Annotated in this window: 23 protein-coding genes and 1 other annotated feature; of the genes, 10 read left to right on the top strand and 13 right to left on the bottom strand. The window is 44.8% G+C overall.

The window, feature by feature from the left end:
- Positions 1 to 64: 64 nt before the first annotated feature.
- A complete protein-coding gene (locus NSS82_RS27645) occupies positions 65 to 1093 on the bottom strand; it encodes a LacI family DNA-binding transcriptional regulator (protein WP_076272741.1) in 1029 nt (342 codons plus the stop codon).
- Between the two features lie 123 nt (positions 1094 to 1216).
- Between NSS82_RS27645 and NSS82_RS27640 the strand changes: the two genes are divergently transcribed.
- A complete protein-coding gene (locus NSS82_RS27640) occupies positions 1217 to 2917 on the top strand; it encodes an alpha-glycosidase (RefSeq protein ID WP_076272742.1) in 1701 nt (566 codons plus the stop codon).
- 38 nt (positions 2918 to 2955) lie between these two features.
- On the opposite strand, the gene NSS82_RS27635 is transcribed toward NSS82_RS27640, so the two are convergent.
- The gene (locus NSS82_RS27635) at positions 2956 to 4056 is read right to left on the bottom strand and encodes a M23 family metallopeptidase (protein WP_036685322.1); all 1101 of its coding nucleotides are present in this window, start codon (positions 4054 to 4056) and stop codon (positions 2956 to 2958) included.
- A gap of 254 nt (positions 4057 to 4310) precedes the next feature.
- On the opposite strand from NSS82_RS27635, the gene lipA reads away from it, so the two are divergent.
- Positions 4311 to 5216 (top strand): lipoyl synthase, encoded by a 906-nt coding sequence (gene lipA, locus NSS82_RS27630; protein ID WP_036685320.1) that lies wholly within the window; start codon positions 4311 to 4313, stop codon positions 5214 to 5216.
- Positions 5217 to 5451: 235 nt separating this feature from the next.
- A complete protein-coding gene (locus NSS82_RS27625) occupies positions 5452 to 6153 on the top strand; it encodes a YutD family protein (protein ID WP_081386623.1) in 702 nt (233 codons plus the stop codon).
- A 572-nt stretch (positions 6154 to 6725) separates the two neighbouring features.
- Here NSS82_RS27625 and NSS82_RS27620 read toward each other — a convergent pair.
- The 4 genes from NSS82_RS27620 to ylbJ all read right to left on the bottom strand — a co-directional run bounded on the left by NSS82_RS27620 (position 6726) and on the right by ylbJ (position 11717).
- Positions 6726 to 8165, bottom strand: coding sequence for a S41 family peptidase (locus NSS82_RS27620; protein ID WP_051491374.1), 1440 nt, complete (start codon positions 8163 to 8165; stop codon positions 6726 to 6728).
- An 80-nt stretch (positions 8166 to 8245) separates the two neighbouring features.
- Positions 8246 to 9409 (bottom strand): copper amine oxidase N-terminal domain-containing protein, encoded by a 1164-nt coding sequence (locus NSS82_RS27615; RefSeq protein ID WP_341056124.1) that lies wholly within the window; start codon positions 9407 to 9409, stop codon positions 8246 to 8248.
- A 167-nt stretch (positions 9410 to 9576) separates the two neighbouring features.
- Positions 9577 to 10380 carry an NAD kinase gene (locus NSS82_RS27610; protein WP_076105311.1) on the bottom strand — a complete coding sequence of 268 codons (804 nt, stop codon included), beginning with the start codon at positions 10378 to 10380 and terminating at the stop codon, positions 9577 to 9579.
- A gap of 74 nt (positions 10381 to 10454) precedes the next feature.
- A complete protein-coding gene (ylbJ, locus tag NSS82_RS27605) occupies positions 10455 to 11717 on the bottom strand; it encodes a sporulation integral membrane protein YlbJ (protein ID WP_076105310.1) in 1263 nt (420 codons plus the stop codon).
- Between the two features lie 412 nt (positions 11718 to 12129).
- On the opposite strand from ylbJ, the gene NSS82_RS27600 reads away from it, so the two are divergent.
- Both NSS82_RS27600 and NSS82_RS27595 read left to right on the top strand, forming a co-directional pair.
- The gene (locus NSS82_RS27600) at positions 12130 to 12513 is read left to right on the top strand and encodes a globin domain-containing protein (protein ID WP_038573207.1); all 384 of its coding nucleotides are present in this window, start codon (positions 12130 to 12132) and stop codon (positions 12511 to 12513) included.
- A gap of 36 nt (positions 12514 to 12549) precedes the next feature.
- Complete coding sequence (locus NSS82_RS27595; RefSeq protein ID WP_038573205.1) at positions 12550 to 13266, top strand: DUF2225 domain-containing protein; 717 nt, start codon at positions 12550 to 12552, stop codon at positions 13264 to 13266.
- A 79-nt stretch (positions 13267 to 13345) separates the two neighbouring features.
- Here NSS82_RS27595 and NSS82_RS27590 read toward each other — a convergent pair whose 3' ends face one another.
- Positions 13346 to 13576 (bottom strand): hypothetical protein, encoded by a 231-nt coding sequence (locus NSS82_RS27590; RefSeq protein WP_036685307.1) that lies wholly within the window; start codon positions 13574 to 13576, stop codon positions 13346 to 13348.
- Positions 13573 to 13764: a YycC family protein gene (locus NSS82_RS27585; RefSeq protein ID WP_076105309.1), complete on the bottom strand. Its 192-nt coding sequence runs from the start codon at positions 13762 to 13764 to the stop codon at positions 13573 to 13575. Before NSS82_RS27585 ends, NSS82_RS27590 begins: the two co-directional genes overlap by 4 nt.
- Positions 13765 to 13882: 118 nt before the next feature.
- Between NSS82_RS27585 and NSS82_RS27580 the strand changes: the two genes are divergently transcribed.
- Both NSS82_RS27580 and NSS82_RS27575 read left to right on the top strand, forming a co-directional pair.
- Positions 13883 to 15682, top strand: coding sequence for a M3 family oligoendopeptidase (locus NSS82_RS27580; protein ID WP_076105308.1), 1800 nt, complete (start codon positions 13883 to 13885; stop codon positions 15680 to 15682).
- A gap of 613 nt (positions 15683 to 16295) precedes the next feature.
- Positions 16296 to 16706, top strand: a complete 411-nt coding sequence (locus tag NSS82_RS27575) for a hypothetical protein (RefSeq protein WP_036685297.1) — start codon at positions 16296 to 16298, stop codon at positions 16704 to 16706.
- 153 nt (positions 16707 to 16859) lie between these two features.
- Here the strand turns inward: NSS82_RS27575 and NSS82_RS27570 are convergent, their stop codons facing one another.
- Together NSS82_RS27570 and NSS82_RS27565 are read right to left on the bottom strand one after the other, a co-directional pair.
- Positions 16860 to 17090 (bottom strand): alpha/beta-type small acid-soluble spore protein, encoded by a 231-nt coding sequence (locus tag NSS82_RS27570; RefSeq protein ID WP_036685295.1) that lies wholly within the window; start codon positions 17088 to 17090, stop codon positions 16860 to 16862.
- A 201-nt stretch (positions 17091 to 17291) separates the two neighbouring features.
- Positions 17292 to 18266 (bottom strand): aldose 1-epimerase, encoded by a 975-nt coding sequence (locus NSS82_RS27565; RefSeq protein ID WP_076105307.1) that lies wholly within the window; start codon positions 18264 to 18266, stop codon positions 17292 to 17294.
- 134 nt (positions 18267 to 18400) lie between these two features.
- Positions 18401 to 18640, top strand: a binding site (T-box leader).
- Positions 18641 to 18703: 63 nt separating this feature from the next.
- Here NSS82_RS27565 and trpS point away from each other — a divergent pair.
- The gene (gene trpS / locus NSS82_RS27560; protein WP_036685592.1) at positions 18704 to 19690 is read left to right on the top strand and encodes a tryptophan--tRNA ligase; all 987 of its coding nucleotides are present in this window, start codon (positions 18704 to 18706) and stop codon (positions 19688 to 19690) included.
- A 1-nt stretch (position 19691) separates the two neighbouring features.
- Here the strand turns inward: trpS and NSS82_RS27555 are convergent, their stop codons facing one another.
- Positions 19692 to 19880 (bottom strand): hypothetical protein, encoded by a 189-nt coding sequence (locus tag NSS82_RS27555; RefSeq protein WP_038573198.1) that lies wholly within the window; start codon positions 19878 to 19880, stop codon positions 19692 to 19694.
- Positions 19881 to 19984: 104 nt separating this feature from the next.
- A complete protein-coding gene (locus tag NSS82_RS27550; protein ID WP_076105306.1) occupies positions 19985 to 20986 on the bottom strand; it encodes a metal-dependent hydrolase in 1002 nt (333 codons plus the stop codon).
- Positions 20987 to 21218: 232 nt separating this feature from the next.
- Here NSS82_RS27550 and cyoE point away from each other — a divergent pair, with 232 nt between their 5' ends.
- Both cyoE and NSS82_RS27540 read left to right on the top strand, forming a co-directional pair.
- A complete protein-coding gene (cyoE, locus tag NSS82_RS27545; protein WP_036685285.1) occupies positions 21219 to 22151 on the top strand; it encodes a heme o synthase in 933 nt (310 codons plus the stop codon).
- 23 nt (positions 22152 to 22174) lie between these two features.
- The gene (locus tag NSS82_RS27540) at positions 22175 to 22792 is read left to right on the top strand and encodes an SCO family protein (protein WP_141118578.1); all 618 of its coding nucleotides are present in this window, start codon (positions 22175 to 22177) and stop codon (positions 22790 to 22792) included.
- A 96-nt stretch (positions 22793 to 22888) separates the two neighbouring features.
- Here NSS82_RS27540 and NSS82_RS27535 read toward each other — a convergent pair whose 3' ends face one another.
- Positions 22889 to 23236, bottom strand: a complete 348-nt coding sequence (locus tag NSS82_RS27535; RefSeq protein WP_036685586.1) for a DNA primase — start codon at positions 23234 to 23236, stop codon at positions 22889 to 22891.
- Positions 23237 to 23315: the final 79 nt, after the last annotated feature.

Here is a 23315-nt window from a genome sequence, read left to right as displayed (position 1 = left end):
GCTACTCAAATTCGATCAAGCTAAATCAGCACTCACTCAGCGCAACCAAGCTTCTGCCTCCTCACTAAGTTCCCGCCGGGAACTGGGATCTCATGGTTGACTCACGGGGAATGAGTTCTGGCTCGAGAAGCAAATGCCCGGTAGGCATGTTGTTATTACGAATGCGTTGCATCAGCAGCTCGCCTGAAGATACCCCCAGCTGGAACGTGTCGATATTCAGAGAGGTTAGAGGAGGCGTAGTATAACGGGACAGAGGATACTCATCAAAAGCTGCGATGCCGAGCTGTGATGGAACATGAATATCCAGTGATTTTGCAACTTGAAGCACCCCGAAGGCAACATAGCTGTTCATGCATACTACGGAGTCTGGTCGATCTTCGCTCTGTAGAAGCTCAAGTGCAGCATGATAGCTCTCATGTTCATCAGCCTTACAATTGATAATCCATTGCTGCTGATCCGCAAGATCTGCTTGCTGCAATGCTTGCAAATATCCACTCAGACGATGGGTATAAATCTTTTCCTGCTGCTGCCCGCCTATGAAGGCTATTTTGGAATACCCCTGCTTTATTAAATGTGAGGTCAGCATGCCGCCGCCTGCTTCATTATCGAAATCGACCCAGCTTCCGGGAGTCATAATTTCGCCGATGGAGATGTAGGGAAACTCCAAGCGGTTCAGTTCTTCGCAAAGCTCTTCCGTAAGTACGGAGTTATTCGCTATGATTCCGTCGACACGTTTGCTGAATACAAGTCTATTTAGAAAATGTCCTTCCGGACTACTGTGCTGCACATTGGAAATAGTCAGCTCGTATTTTAAAGGCGCAATTACACTTTCTATTCCACCGATGATGTTGTAGAAAAACTGGTTTAGAAATTCACTTTCCTTGGACATATCGACCAGGAGACCAATATTACAGCTGCTTTGTCTGGCTAATCCAGTAGCGATACTGCTTGGTGTATAGTTCATCTGCTTCATAATTTCGCGAACCTTGTGTTTCGTTTTCTGTGATATTTTTGGGGAATCGTTTAATACTTTGGATACAGTAGATTTAGCCACATTGGCTGCTTTGGCAATATCAGATATGGTTACTTTCATTGTCTTCCCCTCATAATCCGGAACGGTATTTGTAACCATAATAACACAAATTTAGCAGTCTCTCTAATCACAAAGAGTCTCATAGATTTAAAGATAAAAGCATAAAAAAGGAGTTTGGAAGTTATGCCTCATACATGGTTTTTATATCATACAAGTGAAGATCCGTTTGCCTATCCTGTGGGTACGGGCATCTTGAAGCTCAGACTGTTCACGCAAGCTGGACAGCAATTATCCTGTACCGTCATCTACTCAGACCGTTATGATTCTCCGGGGCATGAAGTTCCTTTGCAGATGGAGCGGATTGGGTCGGCAGGTGTTTATGAGATACATGAAGCGGTCATTGAGAACCCTACGAAAAAATGCAGATATCTATTCCATGTAACTAATCCTGCGGGTGAATATGTCTGGTATGGAGAGAGAGGGGCGTCGGAGAGCCGCGAACGTGCGGGTTCTTTTCAATATGCATATCTCCATCATTCTGAGGCGTTGAAGTTACCTTCATGGAGCATGGATGCAGTAACCTATCAAATCTATCCTAGCAGTTATAACGAAGGGACCTTACAAGGCATTTCTGACAAAATGCCCTACTTGCAACAGTTAGGAGTAAACGTTGTTTATATGACGCCTGTATTTGAGTCTCCTTCAGAGCATAAATATAATACCTCCGATTACTATAAGGTTGATCCAGTATTTGGGGATATGGAAGGATTGAAGGTGCTGGTCAGCCAGGCACACAGGCATGGAATCAAAGTGATTTTAGACGCTGTGTTTAATCATTCGGGAGACCGCTTTTTCGCGTTTAAAGATGTGTTGGCAAAAGGAGAGCTATCTCCGTATAAAGATTGGTTCTTCATTCATTCCTTTCCGGTTACGCAGACGCCCGTACCCAATTATGAAACGTTTGCCAAAGCTGAAGCGCATATGCCAAAGCTGAACATGGACAATCCGGATACGGCGAATTACATGATTGAGGTTGCGAAGTATTGGGTGCGCGAGACAGGGATTGACGGCTGGCGTCTGGATGTGGCCAATGAAGTTAATCCGCGTTTTTGGTCCCGGTTTCGGCAAGAGCTCAAATCTGAATATCCTGAAATCCTGCTGATCGGTGAGATTATGCATGCTTCTGGGCCATGGCTTAGAGGGGATCAGTTCGATGGAGGAATGAATTATGTGCTTCGTGATGCAGTGTTGGAATTTTTTGCGGAACAATCTACGGGGCCAGTTCGCTTTATGGAGCAATTGCTCCATCAGGAGGCATTGTATAATGACCAGGCGAATTCGGCAATGTTTCAGTTGCTTGGCAGCCATGATACCCTGCGGTTTCTTACGGCATGTAAAGAAGGTGGGCGTGGTTGGGACCACGTGAGTACCGCTGTTGAACGTATGATGCTGGCTGTTTTTTTCCAGATGACCTATATCGGTATTCCAATGATCTATTACGGGGATGAGGTTGGGATGGAAGGGGCGACAGACCCCCACTGTAGAAAAGCTATGATATGGCAAGAACAAGCTCAGAATGCAGTGCTGCATAAGTGGTATCAACAATTGATTTCTCTGAGAAAAAGCCATGAAGTTCTGCGCAAAGGTTCATTTCGTCCTTGGTTTACTGATGAAGTTCGTAATGTGCTTGGCTACATACGAGGTGTGGAGCACGAGAAGATAGGGCTGATTATCAATAATTCTCCAAACCCGTACCAACTAGAGCTTAGCCCATATCGAGCTGATAAGAACGAATTAACTGATTTATTGTCTGGAGCAACTTTTAAAAATAATAATAAGCTTACGGTCAGCATTGAACCTTTTGGCTGTTTGATGTTGTATTAAAAAAGAAAAGGCCCCTCTCTAAGGAAAGGGACCTTATTCTAATTTACAGCACTTTTTTTGCTTCTTTTGTTCTTTAAGTCTCTATATTCCTGTTTCTCCCATTGTTTCAGCAACGGAAACGGATCAAAAGCCCATTCGGTAATTCCGCGATCGCGGTAAATGCCAAAATGTAGATGTGGAGGAAATTTTCCTTGTGTTCCGGGATTGCCGTAACCCGAGCTGCCTACCCAGCCAATAATCTCACCGGGGGTGACTATATCTCCGCGAGAAATGGTTTTGTTATATCCAGATAGATGAGCGTAATAATGGTAACGGTTCTCGATATCGCGAATGCCAATTCTCCAGCCACCGTACCGGTTCCAGCCTTTTGTCTCTACTAAGCCAAAGCAGGTGCTTCGTACTGGCACTCCTTGAGGTGCAAATAAATCTGTTCCTTCATGGATACGTGCTCCGCCCCAGCTTCTTCCAGTACCCCAAGTGCTACGATAAGAATAAAGGTTACTTAGGGGAAGCGGGAAGGCATTGCCGGATAGGTCCAGCCGTCCAAAATGTTCATATAACTTCGCGAACTGGGTAATGCGCTGCGAGGCGCGGCCATTGTGATAATACTCCCAGACCCCGATACTGAAATCACTAGCGGATTGTCCATACTTCAATAAGTGTCTAGCCATACTATACAGAACGTCCGCATCATTCTCTGGATCAGCAATGCCGTCTCCTGAGCCATCACTGCCAAAACCATCAAAGAAGCTAATGGATTTCGGGGAAGTATCCCCTTGATCCGGGTTAAGTGGACCAGCCCATACCGGTGCCGGGATTTTTATGGCTGTAAGGCGCGTGGAGACAGGCTGCCCTGAGGCTCCCTTTTTGGCGAGCGTGCGTTCATATTGATCAATGGCTGCGAACCTAAACCAAGGGATACCAGTAGCTGCGCTCATTTGCTCATAAATCTGTCTACGGCCAGACCATTGCGCTTCTTTGCTAGCACTAGCGGGATCCCCGCTGCTCATCACCGGTTGGATAGTAGGCCGCGCTACAGCTGCTGCAACGGGAAGGTTTAAACCACCCCAAAGGATAGCGGCCGCGGACAGGCATAACAGGGTTCTCCGGTTTTTAATATTTTTAAATAGGGCCAGCAAGATAACAGCCTCCTTTTGTCCGGGCATTAAATTGAATGTAGTCACTTCGGATGAAGCTTTTTTATAGATTGGTGCAAAATACTACTTTTTATCCGTTCTTGTCTAAAGGTACCAGAAAAATCTCGCTGGAAACTCCAGATGATACACCCTGCATATTTCACAAAAACAGGCAATTGTAAATCGCACATGTTATAATATGAGGCAGCAACTTTCATCTGCAGCATCACATTCAGGAGGAAGCGGGGTTTATCATTTTGTCTAATAAAACAGCAAAGCAACCTAAACCGGATTGGATTAAGATTAAGCTAACTACCGGTGACAACTATCAGGAAATCAAAAGCATGATGCGTTCCAAAACTTTACATACCGTATGTGAAGAAGCTAGGTGTCCGAATATTTATGAATGCTGGGCAAACCGTACGGCTACCTTCATGATTTTAGGTGATATTTGTACACGCGCATGCCGTTTTTGTGCAGTAAATACAGGGATGCCTACAGAACTGGACCTGCAGGAGCCTGAACGTGTAGCTGAAGCTGCAGAGAAAATGAATCTTCGTCACTGTGTGGTGACTAGTGTGGCCCGCGATGATCTAGCGGATGGTGGCGCTCAGATTTTTGCTGAGACGGTCGCGGCGATTCGTAAACGCCTTCCGTTATGTAGTGTTGAAGTGCTTATTCCAGACTTTTTAGGAGACCGGAATAGTCTTGAGATTGTCATGAACAGTAATCCAGACATTCTTAATCATAATATTGAGACCGTGGAACGGATGTCAGATCGTGTACGGGCTAAAGCGAAGTACCCTCGTTCCTTGGAATTGCTGCGCAGAGCCAAGGAAATGAAACCGAATATTCCAACCAAATCGAGCATCATGCTTGGTGTCGGTGAAGAGTGGAATGAGATTTTACAAGCAATGGATGATTTGCGAGCCGTAAATTGTGATATATTGACTTTAGGACAATATTTGCAACCCACTCCAAAACATTTAAATGTCGAGAAATATTATCCACCGGAGGAATTTGCACTGTTGAAGGAAGAGGGAATGAAGCGTGGCTTCAGCCATGTGGAATCAGGCCCGCTAGTTCGCAGCTCTTATCATGCGCATGAGCAGGTGAAGTCTGCAGCTCAAGCTCGCGAGGAGCGTGCGGTTTCTTCTAGCTAATTATTGCTTTTCTGTGGTTTAATTCACGGAGAATGTTAGTAAGAGGAGGAAGAGCGACAGCGTTCTGAAATCTCTGCTCTTAGGTTACCCATAAAAATCGTTGATTTGCGTCATTGGAGGGGAATATTGGAGCTGTAGGAGCGGTTCGAGAACAGCGACCGAAAGCCCAATATTCCACATAGATGGCGGTATAATCAACGTCATGATTCCCAAAGAAAGGCAGGCGGCAAAAGGTTTGATCGTAATAGGCGGAAAAGGCTATGAACTTATGTTGGATCATAAGGATGGTTGGAATCCGGAGGCATTTCGCGGGAGATATAGCGAGGTGCTGGAAAGATACGACTATATTATCGGTGACTGGGGTTACAGTCAGTTACGTTTGAAAGGTTTTTACCGGGACAACCATCCTAAGGTGAATCGGGATACAGCGATTTCGGGTATGGTTGATTATATTAATGAATACTGCAATTTTGGGTGCGCTTATTTTGTGCTGCATAAATTGAAAGAGGTACCACAAGAAGGCATGTTCAAGGATATTTTGATCAAAGAAATACCAGAGCCGAGTGATGAAGAGGCCTTGGATCAAGAATCGGAAGCTAGTGATGAAGCGGCTGCAGATAAAGAGTTTTCTGCTAAAGAAACATCCTCTAAGCAAGGCTCGAATCACTCATTGGCATTTAAAGAGATGACTTCTTCTAAGGACAATATGGCGAAGGATAGACCTGTGAGAGAACATCAGAGCCGAAATCACCGGGGCAAGGATTCACAGGGCAAGAAATCCAAAAAGGATTTCCAAGGCAGACCGCCACAAGGTCAGTCTCAGAAGCCCCAAAACACACCAAAACCTCAAAACGCTCAAAACAACCAGAATAATCAAAACAATCAAAACAATCAAAACAATCAAAACAATCAAAACATAGAAAATTCGCAACCTTAATGATGAAAGCTGAACCATAAGTAGAGTCCTTCTACGAATGAGCCAGCTTTTTTTCTTATAAAAAATAGCAGAGCAGCGTTTCTCCCGGTACTTGGAGATCGCTGCTCAGTGTTGTGGTGTTGCTCAGTGTTGCTCTGTTACTATGCTGCTCAGTGTTTCTGCTACTCTGTGTTGCTCTGCTGCTCTATGCTATTAGTCGTTGGCAGCTTGACCTAGCAGTGTCATCAACCCCTGAGGCTTAAGGACCCAGATGCCGTTATTTGCGAATTTTCAGCCTTTTGAGCAGGGTTTCGGACTCCAATGATGCTATTCTTTAGAAAGAGGAGTAATTATGGTGTTTTTTATACCAATAGCGACTATGGAGTCCGATAGCACCACAAATATGGATTAATACTGCGTTTAGGGTCATCCATGTCCGATAGGTGCTACAGATGTTTCGTAGGTGCAAATATTATCAAACTAAACAAAAAACAGGAGTTGTCCCAACGGCCATTTCATGGCTTATGTGACAACTCCTGTTTTTACTCATGGGTGCTTGATTCAGCAGCTTAATGATTAGCTAGATTAAGGATCTATTTTACAGATAATTTCAATTGTTTCTGTGTTGCATTGTAACTCCATACAAGAGCAGGGAACTTCTTCTTAAAGGCATTTAATTCAATGAAGGTCTCGCCGTTCTGAGAAAGCGCCTCTTTGGAGGACAACGTAAAGCCGGTCGCTTTACCTGTCCCGTTCGTTACGATGACTTTTTTGTTCTTGGCATCCCATGTGATGTCGCCTTCGATCAGTGCACCTAGTACGAGCGAAGAAGCATAAGTCTTATCTCCTTGCTTTATTAGACCCACATTACCAGCAAAGGCAACCCCGTTGACATTCAAGATATGATGATCACCGGAAACCTCAATGCTTTTCATTCCTGCAATCTGTAGAGCGGTAATCAGCTGCGCAGTTTTGCCTTTAACCTCAATATCCGGTGCAAGCCCGATGTGATTAAAGTCTTCTTTATTTGGAGTTAGGTATTTCTGCGTAGTCAGCTTCAGCATGTCTCCATTGGACATTGGAAGCAGGCTCTGAATACGTGCTTTGCCGAAAGAACGAGTGCCTACGACGGTAGCGAGCTTATTGTCGCGTAATGCGCCAGTAAGCGCCTCAGAAGCGCTGGCAGTGTACTCATTCGTTAGAATAACGACGGGTACGCCTATTTTGCTGCCACTGGTAATCGTTACTGGAGTAAGTGCTCCGGTTTGATCGGAGGTATACATCATGATGCCTTTATCCATGAAATTGGAGACAATGTTGTATGCCGAATCCATATAGCCGCCTAAGTTGTCACGCAAATCAAGCACCATCGATTTCATACCTGCTGCACGCATCTTTTTCAGCATAGCGGCAAATTCTTCATCGGAATTCTGTGTGAAACCACTCAGTGTGATGTAGGCTATCTTCTGTCCAACAATAGTTCCGGTAACAGAAGTCGAGCTGATTTCATTTCGGGTTACACGAAATGATTTAGTCACTCCATTCCGGAGCACCTGCAGAGTGACCTTGGTGCCTGCGGCTCCGCTTAACTCGTCTCCTTCGGTCTCTTCAACGGGGATTCCGTTAATTTTGACTATCGTATCACCGCGTTTCAGACCTGCTTGTTCTGCAGGCGAACCGGGTGTTATGTCTTCGATGTAGAGTTCTGTTGCGGTATATTGCAATCTAACACCAATACCAACGTATTCCAGATCAACATCATGTTCAAATTGTGCCGCTTCCTCGGTATTGAAGTATTGGCTATAAGGATCATCCAGGGTGTTCACCATGCCGTCAATGGCTCCACGAATCAAAGTATCCTTATCTACACCGGAGAGGTTATAGTTCTCCAGAATATTCATGACTTCATTGATAAGATCACGGTTATCTGTAGATGCCTGAGCGGCATCGGCAGCAGAAACTACTGGAGCAAAAGTTAGGGATAAAGCCAGACAGCTGCCTAGAAGTGCACTTATTACTTTATTGGATTTCATGGAATCATACGCCCTTTTTATATAATTTATAAGATAAGAAAGTATACACTGCACGAATTAACTTTCTGTGACGTATGGTTTTAGGATTTCACAAGTTTATAGTAAACGCTATAGGTGTTATCAGTAGTCCATACCCCGCTATCCGACTTGGATAAAATGAAGATAGTGCCTTGCTCAAAAGTTTCCTCTTCACTGGCATCTTTCTCTTTGTTTTCCACATAAATAGCTGCTTCTTTGGCGCTAAAATAGTAGATATTTGAAACGCTTGGAGTATAAGTGACGTCGTATGAAGTAAAGAAATCTTCCAGATCTTCCTTAAGGGAGGTATCATATTCTTCTCCGTATGAAGTCATGGTGGAAAGAACAGCCGCCGGATTTTGTTCATTCATAGCTTGATAATATTTGGTGATATTACCTTTGATGGCATCCGCATCATTTTGAGGAATGTTAGCTGCTGTTTTTAGAGCTTGTTCACGAGTCAGCAGTATCACGGAGCTTTGGGATTCCACAGATGATATTTTCCAGCTTCCATTCTTGCGGACAAGTGTATACATGTATTCGTCCTCTGTATCTGGCGTATAAGCCCCACCTGTCCGGCGAGAGCTTTCCAATGTATAAACAGTAGCGTCATCGCCTGTAATATCAATGATTTCCAAACTTTCAATAGTATTTTTTATATCAAAAATCTCAAAGGATGCATTGAGATCCGCCACTGACTCCGCATTAGAGGATTCTGAATCCATAAGGGAATAGAAGCTAATCGCTTTTTCTTCATTGAAATACTTATTAGACAAACGGATTAATGCTGTAATCGCTGCTTCGTCCTTATCTTTGGATACTGGGGTGGTAATTTGGACGCTTCTGCTGGTTGAATTCCAGACGGCTGTGCCTCCGGTTGCCTCTGCGATAAAACGTAAAGGAATGTATGTAGTGCCAGCTGAGGAGACTGGTGCGGTGGTCAGTTTTTTCACGGTTCCGTTAACGGTTGCACGGTTGCTGCCAATTTTCAGGCTGATCGCCAGATTTGAACTTTTACCTGTTACTGTTCCAGTCTTGGCATCCCAAAGCACCTGCAGTCCAAGCTTTTCGAAGATGACCCGGAAAGGGACAAGTACAGAATTGTTCGCTAAGTAAGGGGTTCCTGCGGTAAAGGAAACCTTACTGCCGTTGATATAAACATCAATCGGTTTTGAAGCAGCAAAAGCCGGGACCGCCAGTATCAGGGCCAGAAGACTTATGCTCAAGAGGGATAATAATTTTTTCAACAGTACTCTCTCCTTTTATGTAACTCTTTGTAAAATAGCCTCATTATACCATTTGATTTCTCTCTATGTCTATCAATTGGTGTTAGTTTTGTCACACCAAAAAGAGCCGGAGATATTGAAATCTCCAGCTTTTTGATCCCCTGATCTCAGACTAAGAAAGCTTCACGGACACGGTTCCAGAACGGAAACGGACGATATCTTGCGAAGCTGACTTTTTTGTCTGAAACTTGACAGCGTACTGAAATCAGGTCATCAACAGGAATGTTGTTATGATCTACGGTGAGCAGCAAACGCTGGTCTTTACATGAAAAAATGTCACAATGATGATGCTTTGGCAGTAGTAGCGGCGAGCCCATTGTCCGGAATACACGGTTGTTAATAGACGCGATTTCGGCAATCTGCAGCGCTTCTATTGAAGGGTGAACCATAGCGCCCCCTAGGCTTTTGTTATAAGCTGTACTGCCAGAGGGAGTTGAAATACAAAGTCCATCGCCCCGGAACATTTCGAAGGTGACATCGTTGATGTCGATTTGGATCATTATAGTTCCATCCACCCCTTTAAGGGTAAATTCGTTGAGGGCAATGTGAGACGAAGATCCCGATTTTTTGTGAATCTCCAGCTCTATTAATGGATATTTCACAATACGCGGTTTCTGCGGCTCAGATTCACCGGTTCCGCACATATAATCGATTAAGGTGGGCAGCTCTTCTGCTTGCCAGTCCGCATAGAAGCCGAGGTGTCCTGTGTGCACACCTACAAAGGCTAAGTTGGGAATCTGGTCGATAAAGGTATGAAAAGCGTGCAGCATTGTGCCGTCTCCACCTATCGAGATGACGATTTCCGGAGACTCGGCATCCAGTTGCAAATCCCGCTCCGCCGCCAGCTTGTGAAATTGCTCGGCAAGTTTGATTGACAGCTCATCACCGCGGTCCAGAACATAATATCTCAAGATGTACAAGCTCCTTTATATAATTCCGTCATACACCGATCATAATCAATCTTGCCCCGGAACACAATATGTAATCAACTTCGGCGCATCAATCGGAGCATTGCCATAAAGGCAGGGATAAGCAGTGACACTAGAAGAGCAGCGGCTAGTATAAGACTCAGTAGAGCTAGACTGGCAGTGACACCTGAGGCTGATGGTGTAAAGGCAGTGGAGGCAGGCAGAGAGACCCAGGCAGAAGACAATCCTGATCCCATCACAGGCTTCCATAGCACCACCACGAGACCTGCTGCGAGTATGGCATGTATTAGTCGTGCAGTTAAGAACGGCAGATAACGCAGCCCGGTACCGTTCAAAATACTGGCGACTTGGGCATGTACAGATAATCCGCCCCAAGAGAGAATAAAGGCAGCTGCTGCGACCTTGAATTGAAGCGGGATGGAAGAAGCGGCTTCACCAGCAGAACGAGCACCTATGGTGACCTCGAACAATCCGCTGATCAAGGCCTGAGCTAATTCGGGAGGCCCTCCAACAAGGGAGACGAGAGATCCGGCCAGGCTAAATAGTGAGGGCAGGATTCCGGCACGGGCAAGCAGCTCCATTAGCACGTTGAAGAATACAACCAGACCCCCTACGACAATAATAAGCTGTAGCGAGGATTGGATCGCTCCTTTTAACAGCTCCCCGAAGCTCCGTCCATCCTTGCGCCGGGCTTCGGACATCGCAAGGAGTGCGGCATGTATTCTGCCGAATCCTTGTTTTGCTGGAGCAGAGGGGGCGTCAGAACTACTTTTTGTTGGGTCTTGGGTGGGAGTCTTTTGTTCCTTACGTCCATGAAATGACATTAGGAGACCAACCATTAAGCCACTTCCGTAGTGGGCTAGTGCCAATATTAGCCCCAAAGAAGCATCGCGAAAGAACCCAACGGATACCGCCCCTAGTAGAAAAATAGGATCGGAGGAGGTTGTAAATGCTACAAGGCGTTCACCTTCGATTCTGCTGATCAGCTTCTGCTCCCGCAGCTTAGCGGTTAATTTGGCTCCAACGGGATATCCTGATACATATCCCATGGCCGCGACAAAACCACCGCTGCCAGGTATACCGAAGAGGGGGCGCATCAGTGGATCAAGTAAAGCGCCGAAGAGATGGACAATGCCTAAGCCTAGCATGATTTCAGAAATGACGAAGAATGGAAACAGTGAAGGGAAGAGCACATCCCACCAGATGGCCAGGCCACGTAAGGCTGCGGCAAGAGATGCTTCAGGATGAAGTAACATCAGCAGCATACAACCAGCCAATATGAATCCCAGCAGCGGGCCGCCAATCTTTTTAAAAGTCATAATTAACGCCTCCTGGTCTATGGTTAGATGTATGCAAAAAGAGGGACAAACAGCACAAAAAAATGGAGAAAGCGGTTACAATTATCTGTGCTTTTTCGCAGGAATTATGATATTATGTAATAAATAAATGCACCCTCTGTTACACGATTAAATGGGATGGAGTGATGGCGATGAGCGTTATAGCCGGAGTTCTCGTTTGTGCTTTTGTATATGTAATCCGGGTCTCTCTCGTCCCTCCTGGTGATGAGGAATTTAGGACCTACTAACCTTACTCTTCAGGCGCTGAACTATAGTTTAGCGTCTTTTTTCTGTACTTTAGAGAGCACTTTCGACGGATATCCGTGTTATGCTTATCTTTGGTATAATAAAATACGTAACGTTTCATTAATATGGAAGAAGGCTGGTAACCTCAATGAATCCAAATGAGAGTATATATGACAATCTAGGGGGGGCTGAAGCACTACATCGGTTGGTGGAAGTGTTCTATGCCAAGGTACAGCTTCATCCGCAGCTGGGACCCTTGTTCCCTGAAGATATTACTCCAGTTCTGGAGAAGCAATATCAATTCCTGACACAGTTTTTTGGCGGGGGTCCGCTTTATTCGGAATTACATGGACATCCCATGATGAGAGCAAGGCATATGCATATTCCTATTACTCCAGAACGTGCTGATGAGTGGCTACAATGTATGAAAGAGGCACTGGTGGAGACTGGAGTCGAAGAACCACTGCGTTCATTCGTGCTTAGCCGCCTTGCAGGTCCTGCACATCATTTTGTTAACATGCCCCAGGAATAACAAGGGACAGGTTGATCCTGAAAGGAATGAGAGTACTTGACAGAGTTAATACCCCTATATTCTATAAAGGTCAAGTGTTGCAACTGTGAAAATGAATTTTCAACCTCGCGGGTACGTCCTAGCCTAAAAAAGGCTATTCGGCGTGATGCTGATTTCTGCGCATATTATAAAAATGAGAATCCGGATTATTATGTTGTACGGGTCTGCCCCAATTGCGGGTTTGCCTCCACAGAAAATTCGGCTGACAAGCTGACGGAACGTCAGCGTAAGGCATTTAATGAGCAGGTAGGGAAACGCTGGAAGAGCCGAGACTTTGGGGAGAAAAGAGACTGGGAAACTGCGCTCGAGACCTATAAGCTGGCGCTTTTATGTGCTCAGAGTATTAACGATAAAGATCGGATTATTGCAAGTCTGCTGCATCACATTGCTTGGCTCTATCGCTACCAAGGGGAGACTGAGCAGGAGAAGCGTTTTTTACGTTATTCTTTGGACGAGTATGTTAAGGTCTATGAAAAAGATGGCATTGCCGGCAATGATGCCCGGCTCATGTACCTGATCGGCGAACTTAATCGGCGCATCGGAGAATACTCAGTGGCTGTGATGTGGTTCTCCCGTCTGATTAATGATCAGAAGATTATGGATGCGGCGATGATTCGAGCGGCACGTGAGCAGTGGGTTATTTTACGGGAGCAAATGCGTGCTGAGGCTGTAGAGGTTGAGGTTGATGTCGAAGGCTTGTCTTCAAGTTCATAACGATTTGCGAACAACAAAAAGCGCAGAAGAGAATTTAATTCTCCTCTGCGCTTTGTAGAAAGAAAGTGTTAGGATTTGCTTATCTGACAGCTCGATCGAACAAAAGGTAATCGCCGTCATTATCTATAACTGTAGGACTGGCGCTGCAGCAGGGGAAGACAAGCAGTTTTTTCTTGCCGTCACGAACGATTTGTAATTCTTTTGGCTTCATAGGCAGAAGCACATTCTCTGAGTTGCAGAATGGACAGTATTGCACATACATATCGCCTAGAATGATGTCATAAGGCCAGGTATGACTAAAAGGAATCATTGTGAGTCCTTCCCAGAAGGAGTCTCTTCATTTTCGCCCTCAGTTTGTGGGGGATTTTGTTTTTTGGATAGCTCCGCTATTTTTTGTAGTAAAATATGTTGGGGCATATGCATCAAGTGTTCCAAAGGAACGCCTAGTTGCTTGGATAACGTAATGGCTGTTTCCGGTGAAATTTGTAGTGGCTTCATATGAATGCCCTCCTAAAGTTTATCGGCTATAAATGTTCAGATATCGTTATTCACTTTACCATGGTGTTAAGACAATTACAAAGAAAGTCAAATGAAAGCAAAGGAATGGTGAGTACAAATGAAACAACCGTTATCACTGACTTGGGAACTGGATACTATTTTTCCGGGGGGGTCTTCGTCTGCAGAGCTAGAAGGTTTCTTGAGCAAGCTTGAAAAAGATATTTTATCCTTACAGGGCTTTGTGAAGGATGCTGTGGCACCAACGGATGTTGCGTCTACAAAAGCATTGGATGAGGTTATAGCATTGCTTCAGAGCTGTTCAGGAAGACTTGTGGAGGTCACTTCCTTCGCAGACTGTCTAGGCGCTCAGAATCAGATGGACAAGGGTGCGGTAAGACTGGCAGCCAAAGTGACAAGCATGCGCGCCGGATTCGAAGGGATCAGCTCGCAATTTAGCAATGTACTTCGTCAGACTACGGACAAGGTATGGGCTGAGTGGATGGCTCGTCCAGAGATTGCTCCTTTAACGTTCGTACTGAGCGAGAGCCGTGATTTGGCCCGTGAGAAGATGAGCCCTGAGCTGGAAAGCTTAGCGTTGGAATTAGCTGTTGACGGATATCATGGATGGAGCGGACACTATGATACGATTGTAAGCTCAATCAAGATCCCATTTGAGGATGAAGAAGGAACAAAGCTGCTTTCTGCAGGTCAAGCTTTTAATAAGCTGGATGATCCAGATCCAAAAGTGCGTCAAGCGATGTTCCATAAATGGGAAGAGGCTTGGACTGAAGCGGCAGATAATTGCGCAGATACTTTAAATCACTTAGCAGGCTTCCGCCTGAAGCTCTATAAGGGCAGAGGCTGGGACGATGTTCTAAAAGATCCGCTCAGCATCAATCGTATGACACAGGACACCTTAAATACGATGTGGCACGTAATTACGAAGAGCAAACCTGTACTCGTGTCCTACCTTCAGCGCAAAGCCAAGCTGCTGGGGTTGGATTCCCTCTCATGGGTCGATGTCGAAGCTCCTGTAGGCAAATCCTCCGGCAAAATCCCTTATGATCAAGCTGCGAAGGATATCGTCACACAGTTCCGTAAATTTAGTCCTAAGATGGCTGAGTTTGCAGAGCGTGCCTTTGATAATAACTGGATCGAGGTTGAGGATCGTAATGGCAAACGTCCTGGTGGATTCTGTACTTCCTTCCCTGAGAGCAAAGAATCACGGATATTCATGACCTACAGCGGCACACCTTCCAATGTTTCAACATTGGCCCATGAGCTGGGACATGCCTATCATTCCTACTTGCTTGATGATCAACCTGTATTTAATCAGAATTATGCAATGAACGTTGCAGAGACCGCTTCAACCTTTGCAGAAGTGATTGTATCTGATGCTCAGGTTAAAGCTGCGGGCAATGCAGAGGAGAAGCTGGCACTGCTTGAAACGAAGATACAGAACAGTGTGGCATTCTTTATGAACATTCACGCTCGATTCTTGTTCGAGACTCGTTTTTATGAAAAACGTAAGGAAGGCCTTGTAAATGCTGAGGAACTGTCTGCTCTGATGGTGGAAGCACAGAAAGAAGCTTTCTGTGGTGTGCTTTCTGAATACCATCCTCACTTCTGGGCGTCGAAGCTGCATTTCTATATCACAGATGTACCTTTCTATAATTTCCCGTACACTGTTGGTTATATGTTCAGTACAGGCTTATATCGTCTGGCATTACAAGAGGGAGCTTCCTTTGCAGACAAATATGATAGCTTGTTGCAGGATACCGGCGTGATGACATTGGAGGATTTGGTGCTCAAACATTTGGGTGTGGATCTGACTAAGCCAGATTTCTGGCAAGGGGCTACAGATTTGATCGTGGCTGATATCAACGAGTTCTTGGAGATGACTGAGCATTTAGCATGAAATGTCTAAAATAAGACAAATTTCAGTGCGCTAAAAATAACGGAATTTCAGTGTGAACGCGCAAAGACCCCGGTTAAGGGGTCTTTTTTTAATGGTTAATTGTCGAAAACTCCCGTTTTATAAAAATTAATATACGAATGATCTATGAATTTTGCGCATTACTAGGGATAATAACCCAATTTTGTAGAATAATGTTGTTTGACGTATTTAAGGGGTCTATAATGAGCCTTGAGCCTTATATAAGGCTTGCAAGGAAGACTAATGAGCTTAGCTCAAAAAGCTTAAGTAAGCGCTTACTAAGCCGATTTGTACGAAGTAAACTCGAAGTAGCTAAGCTCACAAACAATATAAATCGAACCAGAAATTTGGGAAAAGGGGAAGGAGTGGCGGAGGGGAATTTTGGAACTGTAAGAGCGGGAGCGACCGCCTTTGTCTCCGAATTTCACCCGCTGTACGCGTAAGAATTCAAGAAATTTGGAGACAACAGCGGCTGGAAGTCCAAACATTCCCCGCAGTAGCGACGGATCCTTAGCCTAAATATTTAGGGTTCGATTTATAAAAGACGAAGTGAACTCGAAGAAGCTAAGCTCACAAAACTTTTAGGAGGAAAGATATGCTTAAGACAGAACAGCTATCATTAGCAAGACAGATGGATTTGGTATTTAGGGAACTGCAAGAGGAATTATCGGGACTATCTTCCGGTACGGTATTTGTGCAAATACGAAATAATACCATTGGCAAATTCGGCATACGTCATCACCCTCTAGCCGGTCGGGGTGGTGGATTCACAGAAGTAAAGGAAGGAATAACGGAGAGTCAGCAGTCTTCTTTTCGTCTAATGGCACTGGAGAGTCTGAAATACAAACGGCGCTGGACTCATGGTGAGATCAGCTATGAATTCGCTATAAGACAGGGAAAGCTAATCGTAGATGCTACGCTGGAGTCCAATTATAATATGGCGAATCTGATGATTCGATCTCCCCGTAATGCTTACGCCGAGAGTGCTGATCAATTTTTAAGTTAAACGTTTTACATAAAGATTGCATGCAGCTCGGATTATAGGGTATAAATTAGAAAAACCTCCCACAGCTTCTGGAAGAAGTGTGAGAGGTTTGAAAGCTAGTCGGCAATGGGCTTTTTAAGACCTCAGCCGGATAAAACACTTAAGATAACGATGTTACTGACGACCGGACAGTTGTTGTTCTGCCAGTTGTACTAGACGTTTAGTGATGTAACCTCCCAAAGAACCAGTTTCGCGGGAAGTGTAGTTCCCGTAATAACCGTCAGCTGGGATCGTTACTCCAAGCTCTTGTGCTGCTTCATATTTCAATTGTTGCAACGCTGCATTTGCTTGAGGAACTACAAGGTTATTGGAACGGCTGCTACGACCTTGACCTGCTTGACCCATGTGTGTCACCTCCTTCGCCCGTTGTGAAGATAGTATGAGCGCTAAGAGGCTAATTCATGCATGCTATCGAAAGGTTTTAAGGATGGTAATTATTAGTCGATTAAAAGTAAGGGTAGGAAAGCCTAAATAACTAAGCTCGCACAAAAAATCGGCCTTCTCTTACGTAAACGCAAGGGAAGACCGATATAATGTATATCTGCTTTAATTCTCGGGATAGATCATTTCCAGCATAGTGGACAGCTCAAGGCTTTGACCTGGTTCTACCTTCAGCAAGCCAGTGAAGGAAGGATCGTCGGAAACGTTAGGAGCATCCGGGAGCCAGGTATAAGGTTCGATGCACAGAAATTGATCGGCTGGTCCTTTGGTATACAGGACCCAGTGGCGAAAAAGATTCTCGTCGGCCGTATAACGAAGACCATAACCATCATCGCGTAATAACAATGCTTCTACGGGCTGCTTGTCACCAATACGCAGAGCGGTATCAAAATTAGTTCCCTGTAGGTTAATTCCAGAATTTAGAGACTCTAGATCACCGAGTGGAATTAGATTGCCGCTAGGGAGCAATTCATCGTTTAGTTCATAAATGCTGTTTACGGGCAATTTGAGATTCCAGCGTTCAGGTTCTCCATCGATCATAAACCAGGTGTGATAACCGATCCCAAAGGGAATACGATGATCGCCGAGATTTGTAACCTTTAAAGTCTGGCTGAGCCGGGCATCCTGAAGCCTGAATGTCATTTCGAATTTGAGTGGAATGGGAAATTGCTCCATCCAGTGTGGATCATCTTCAGTAAGGAATTCAGTAGTGACTGCACAACCGTCCTCGTCTTCTTCAATATCGCTGACACACCAGGATTGAGTCCGGTGTAGACCATGGATATGATTGTCACCAGCGGTATTCTGGTCAAATTGATAACTTGTACCCTCGAATTGAAATTTTCCTTTACGAATTCTTCCGGGTGGAATTAAGAGCGGGATGCCAAAATGGTAAGGTTTTTGCATAAAGAAAGCTTGATCGCTTTCATCAGGCCGCCGCAGAATTTCCCGTTGTTCCTTTACATCAAACAATGAAATCACGTTGTTTCCTAGTCGCGGCAAAAGCGTGACTTCCAGTTCGCGGCTGTGCAAAATATAAGTATCATAACCGCCCCACTGCCCTTTGGTCACCTGTTTCATGAGATATGCTCCTTTATCGTAACTGTAATCGAATAGAACATGGATAACCTTATCATAACAGATTTATACGGAAGTGGTTAAGTGATTTGACAACTTCTCTTTATGGTTCTATGATGAAGGCATTAAATTATGATGAGAATGTGATGACGGGGACAAGTAGGCAGGAAATGTACCTTCAGAAAGCCGGTGGTTGATGCGAACCGGTAGGACACTCCTGATGAATGGACCCCTGAGCGCCGCGCTTGAACGGGAGCAAGATACCCTAGTAGACCGGCCGGATCTTCCCCGTTAACGGAAGACTAAGGCTGTTTCCTTTTGACTATACAAAGGTTAAGCAGCGAATAAGGGTGGCACCACGGTCTCACGTCCCTTGCGGATGAGGCTTTTTTTGCGTTCTCGGAAATTGGAAATCACATCTAACGGAGGTCTATATTATGTTGAAAAAAGTAATGTCAGGCATACAGCCGAGCGGTTCTCTAACTTTGGGTAACTATATCGGAGCGCTGAAAAATTTTGTGAAGCTGCAAGACGATCATCAATGTTTCTTTATGGTTGTCGATATGCATGCGATCACCGTTGCTCAAGATCCTGCGGCACTGCGTGAGCAGTCTGAAGCTGTAGCTGCACTCTTTATCGCGGCAGGAATTGATCCTGTGCGTTCGAATGTATATATGCAGTCCCATGTGCCTCAGCATGCGGAATTGGGTTGGATCATGACTACGTTAACGGCAATGGGCGAGCTTGAGCGTATGACACAGTTCAAAGATAAATCATCAGGTAAGGATTCGGTTGGCGCGGGCCTATTCGTATATCCTTCTTTAATGGCAGCAGATATTCTTGTTTATAATGCGGATCTTGTGCCAGTAGGTGAAGATCAGAAGCAGCACTTGGAGTTGACCCGTGATTTAGCTGGCCGATTTAATAACCGTTTTGGCGAATTCTTTACGATTCCTGAACCGTATATCCCTGAAGTGGGCGCACGCATTATGTCTCTGGATGATGGCACTAAAAAAATGAGCAAGAGCAGCCCAAATGCAGGCAGCTATATTGCCCTGTTGGATTCGCCGGATGTGATCCGTAAAAAAATCAGCCGCGCAACGACTGATTCTGGACGTGAAGTTATCTTTGATCCGGCTAATAAGCCAGAGATTAGTAACTTGATGAGTATTTACTCGGAATGTTCTGGAATGTCCCTCCAGCAAATTGCCGATCGTTATGAGGGACAAATGTATGGTGGCTTTAAGAAGGATCTTGGGGAAGTGGTTGTGTCCACACTTGAGCCTTTGCAACAAAGATATCATGAAATTCGCAGTTCAGGTGCGATCACTGATATTCTTGCCGAAGGTGCTGAACGCGCACGTATTGTTGCAGCTGAGACATTGAATGGCGTAAAAGAGCGGATGGGCTTTCTGCCAGCTCGTTAATCTAATCAGAGCTTAAACTTTCCTGTTTGCGTCTAATTCTGGCTTTGAGGATAAATCCCCAGCCAATATTCAATACGCAGAGAAAACCAAGCAGGAGTGCCAGCCAGAAGCTATAGCTGATCGCGATTGAAGCGGCAGTGAGAATAAGAATAGAAGAACAAGCGAACCAAAGTGAGAGTCCTTTACCCATTAAGAGCCTTCCTTTCCGTGTCTGCTAAAATGAATCCCGGAGTATTATAAATACTCCGGGATTTTTTGTGATTATAGAATAGTTCTCTCAGTAAGTCTACAGTTTCATCGTAAAGAACCAGGGTCGATGGAAAATCGTTTGTCGAGCTTATCGCTGCTAAGCCAGCCTACATAAGTATTTAAAGGTTTATATTGGTTATCCATAACTAATACAGCCACAAAAGGGTATTGTTTGCGGTGTAAATAACGAACGTCTCCCCAGCGCACCATATATCCTGAAGGAAGCTCCTCCACTTCGGCCACCGCATAAGAGGTGAAATATAAAAAGGACTGAATATCTGGATGCGACTTGGATATTTCCACAGCGGGATGATTCGAGCAGACCGCATGTTTGAACCATTCCAGACGGTTGTTCAGTAGCTGCCCAACGTCATAACTGCCGTCTTTTTTCACTTTAACTACGTTCCAGCGTTTAAGTGAAATTGTAGGGATTACAATATAACGTTCGCCAGCAGTATGGTGTATATCTTTAAGCTTGATGTTTCGTGTAAGGCGGGCATGAACAATCGTTCTCCAAATATAATAAAGAATGGTACAGGCATAAAGCGTAATAAATAAAGGTTTAGGCGGAACAATCCCAGTGATCCAGAGCAGAATAGCTGCGATATGGCTGCCAAAAATAAATGGATCGAAAATGTGGATGATATTCCAGGCGATCCATTTCTCAGTGAATGGACGGGCCGCCTGAGTTCCATAGGTGTTAAACAGATCAGAGAAGACGTGCACGCCTACACCTATGAAACCCCAGAGTGCAACATGGCTTAAAGCTGCCAAATCAGTAAACCCAAACAGAGGCCCTAAGACTAGGGCAATCAGAGCGGGCCACAAAATTAGGAAAGGCAAGGAGTGTGTGATTCCACGGTGATTACGAATATATATTGCATTGTCCTTTAGTCGTAATGCGGTATCGGCATCAGGAGCCTGTGAGCCTAAAATCGTTGCCAGCATAACGGCCCCGGCCAGTTTAGGGTCAGAAGCAACGACGGGATCGACGAAAGAAAGTCCGGCTAACCCTATGCCCATAACTAAATGTGTAGCGGTGTCCATTGGTCAGTTCTCCTTTGTTGTTCGGAAGTACATTATTAATAATTACCCAAATACGGCTTAGGTTATTAAGGGGCTGAAAATAAATATTGTCACGTAATTGTCAAATTCATGAACATACTGTGCCATGACTGTCAAAGTCTCCTCGGGTTTGATATGATAAAGTTAACAGCGAAGTCTATTTAGTGCTTCGGCTAGAACGTTAGAAGTTTGTTTAGAAGGAGGATCATTTGGTGTGGATAATCATATAACATTTCAAGCTTCTTCCGATTCTGCAGCTATGTCTGCAAAATCTCCACCGGAAGGTGCAAGTTGGCGTGATTTCATTACCGTAACAAAACCCGGTATTATCCGATCTAACCTCATCGCTGCCTTTGCAGGATATTGGCTGGCTTCAGGTTGGGATGTTCAATACGGCAGATTAGTTCTGACTCTGCTCGGTACAATGCTGGTTATGGCTTCGGCCTGTGTTTTTAATAACTATTTCGACCGTGATCTGGATATGAAGATGGAAAGAACGCGCGATCGTGGGCTTCCTACAGGACGATTGAAACCCAAAACCGTATTGCTGTATGCTATTGGGCTTGGGATTGCGGGTTTGATTGTGCTGTTTGCTTTTTCCGGAGTTTTAGCCGGTCTGTTCGGGATTGTAGGGATGTTCGTTTACGTTGTAGTATACACCCTTTGGTTGAAACGGACATCAACATGGAGCACTTCAGTAGGTGCGATCTCTGGAGCTATGCCACCGGTAATTGGCTACGTTGCAGTTACGGGAACAGTTGATCTAGGGGCTTGGCTGATGTTTGCGATGTTGTTTCTGTGGCAACCTCCCCATTTCTGGGCGCTCGGGATTAGACGTAAAGAAGAATATAGAGCCGCAGGTTTCCCACTGCTGCCTGTAGTCAAAGGAACACGTCGTACGAAGTTTCAAATGATTCCTTATGTAGCACTGTTACTGCCTATTCCAGTGTTAATGTACGCCTACGATTATGCAGGCATTTTTTATCTGGTGATTTCAACAGCGCTGTCCCTGGCTTGGTTAATCATAACCTTGATGGGCTTTGCAGCAAAAGATGACGAAGTCTGGGCGAAGAAGAACTTCCTCTTCTCCATTAACTACCTAACGGTAAGTTTGATCGTACTTGTATTAAATACGATTCACGGTTAAGAAGAGGGAGGGTATTATTGTCCGTGCAGACCTTTAAGCGTTATAAATGGACCTGGATTCTACTATTGCTTGCTTTGGTAATGGCTGGTTATCTGGCAGTTAATTCTTTGAATTTAGGAAAAGAAAAACTGCCGGTAATCGGAGAAGTGCAGGACTTTTCACTTGAAAATGTGGATGGAGACCAGATTACTCTGGCTGATACACAAGGTAAGGCACGGCTGGTATACTTTTTTTTCACGCAATGTCCGGATGTATGTCCTATAACTACGTTCCTGTTATCCCAGACACAGAAGATTCTGGTTGACGAGGGCAACTTTGGAAAAGATACGGCGTTCGTCTCCATTTCTTTTGATCCAGAGAATGATACACGTGAAGCCATTAAGACCTTTGCGGACCGTTTCCAGGCAGATTATAAGGGTTGGTACTTCTTACGGGGGGATCAGGAAGTGATTCGTAAGCTGGCAACTGATTCTTTTAAAGTACTAATTGCAGGGAATAGTAAAGAAAATTTCGTACATGCCAATCGCATAGCATTGGTTGATCGGGACAATCGTCTCCGTGCATTGTATGACGCAGGAGATACGGATAACGTAACGCCTGAATTTCTTGCCGATAGGCTGAATGAATTGGCTCGTGAATAGAACATAACCGCATAACAGAAACGCCTTTTTCGAATCCCGTTTATTGAAGGGATAACGAAAAAGGCGTTTTTAATTTCTTAGGCAATATATCGCGAATCAAAAAGGAATGGGTTCAGGGTAAATGATGAACTCTTCCAGACCCGCTTTTTCAAGCTGATTAATATTGTATTCATCTGGAGTGCCCTCCACTCCGGCATAACCCCGGCGCGTATAGATGTGACCAGCATCGGGAAAGGCATCGCGGAGAATCCCGCGTATTTTTTTGCCTGAACTGTCGTTATCCATATAAAGATATACTTCTCCATCTCCTACTTTTTGTCGCAGGGACTCGAGTTTGAGCGTATTTAATGTACCAAAGGTACAGAGGATTTCGACTTCCGGTACCAGCACGCGTCGTAATCTGCTGCGATCGTTTTTGCCTTCGACAATAATCGTAATGGACATTTGCTGACAATCACCTCCGGAAATGAAGCCTGAACTTTCAGACTCATTATAGTTTACCGAAGGAGGAGCAGTTTTAACA

This window comes from Paenibacillus sp. FSL H7-0735, from assembly GCF_038008505.1.
Taxonomy (GTDB): Bacteria; Bacillota; Bacilli; order Paenibacillales; family Paenibacillaceae; genus Paenibacillus_AQ; species Paenibacillus_AQ odorifer.
This window is presented reverse-complemented; position numbering and strand designations above follow the sequence as displayed.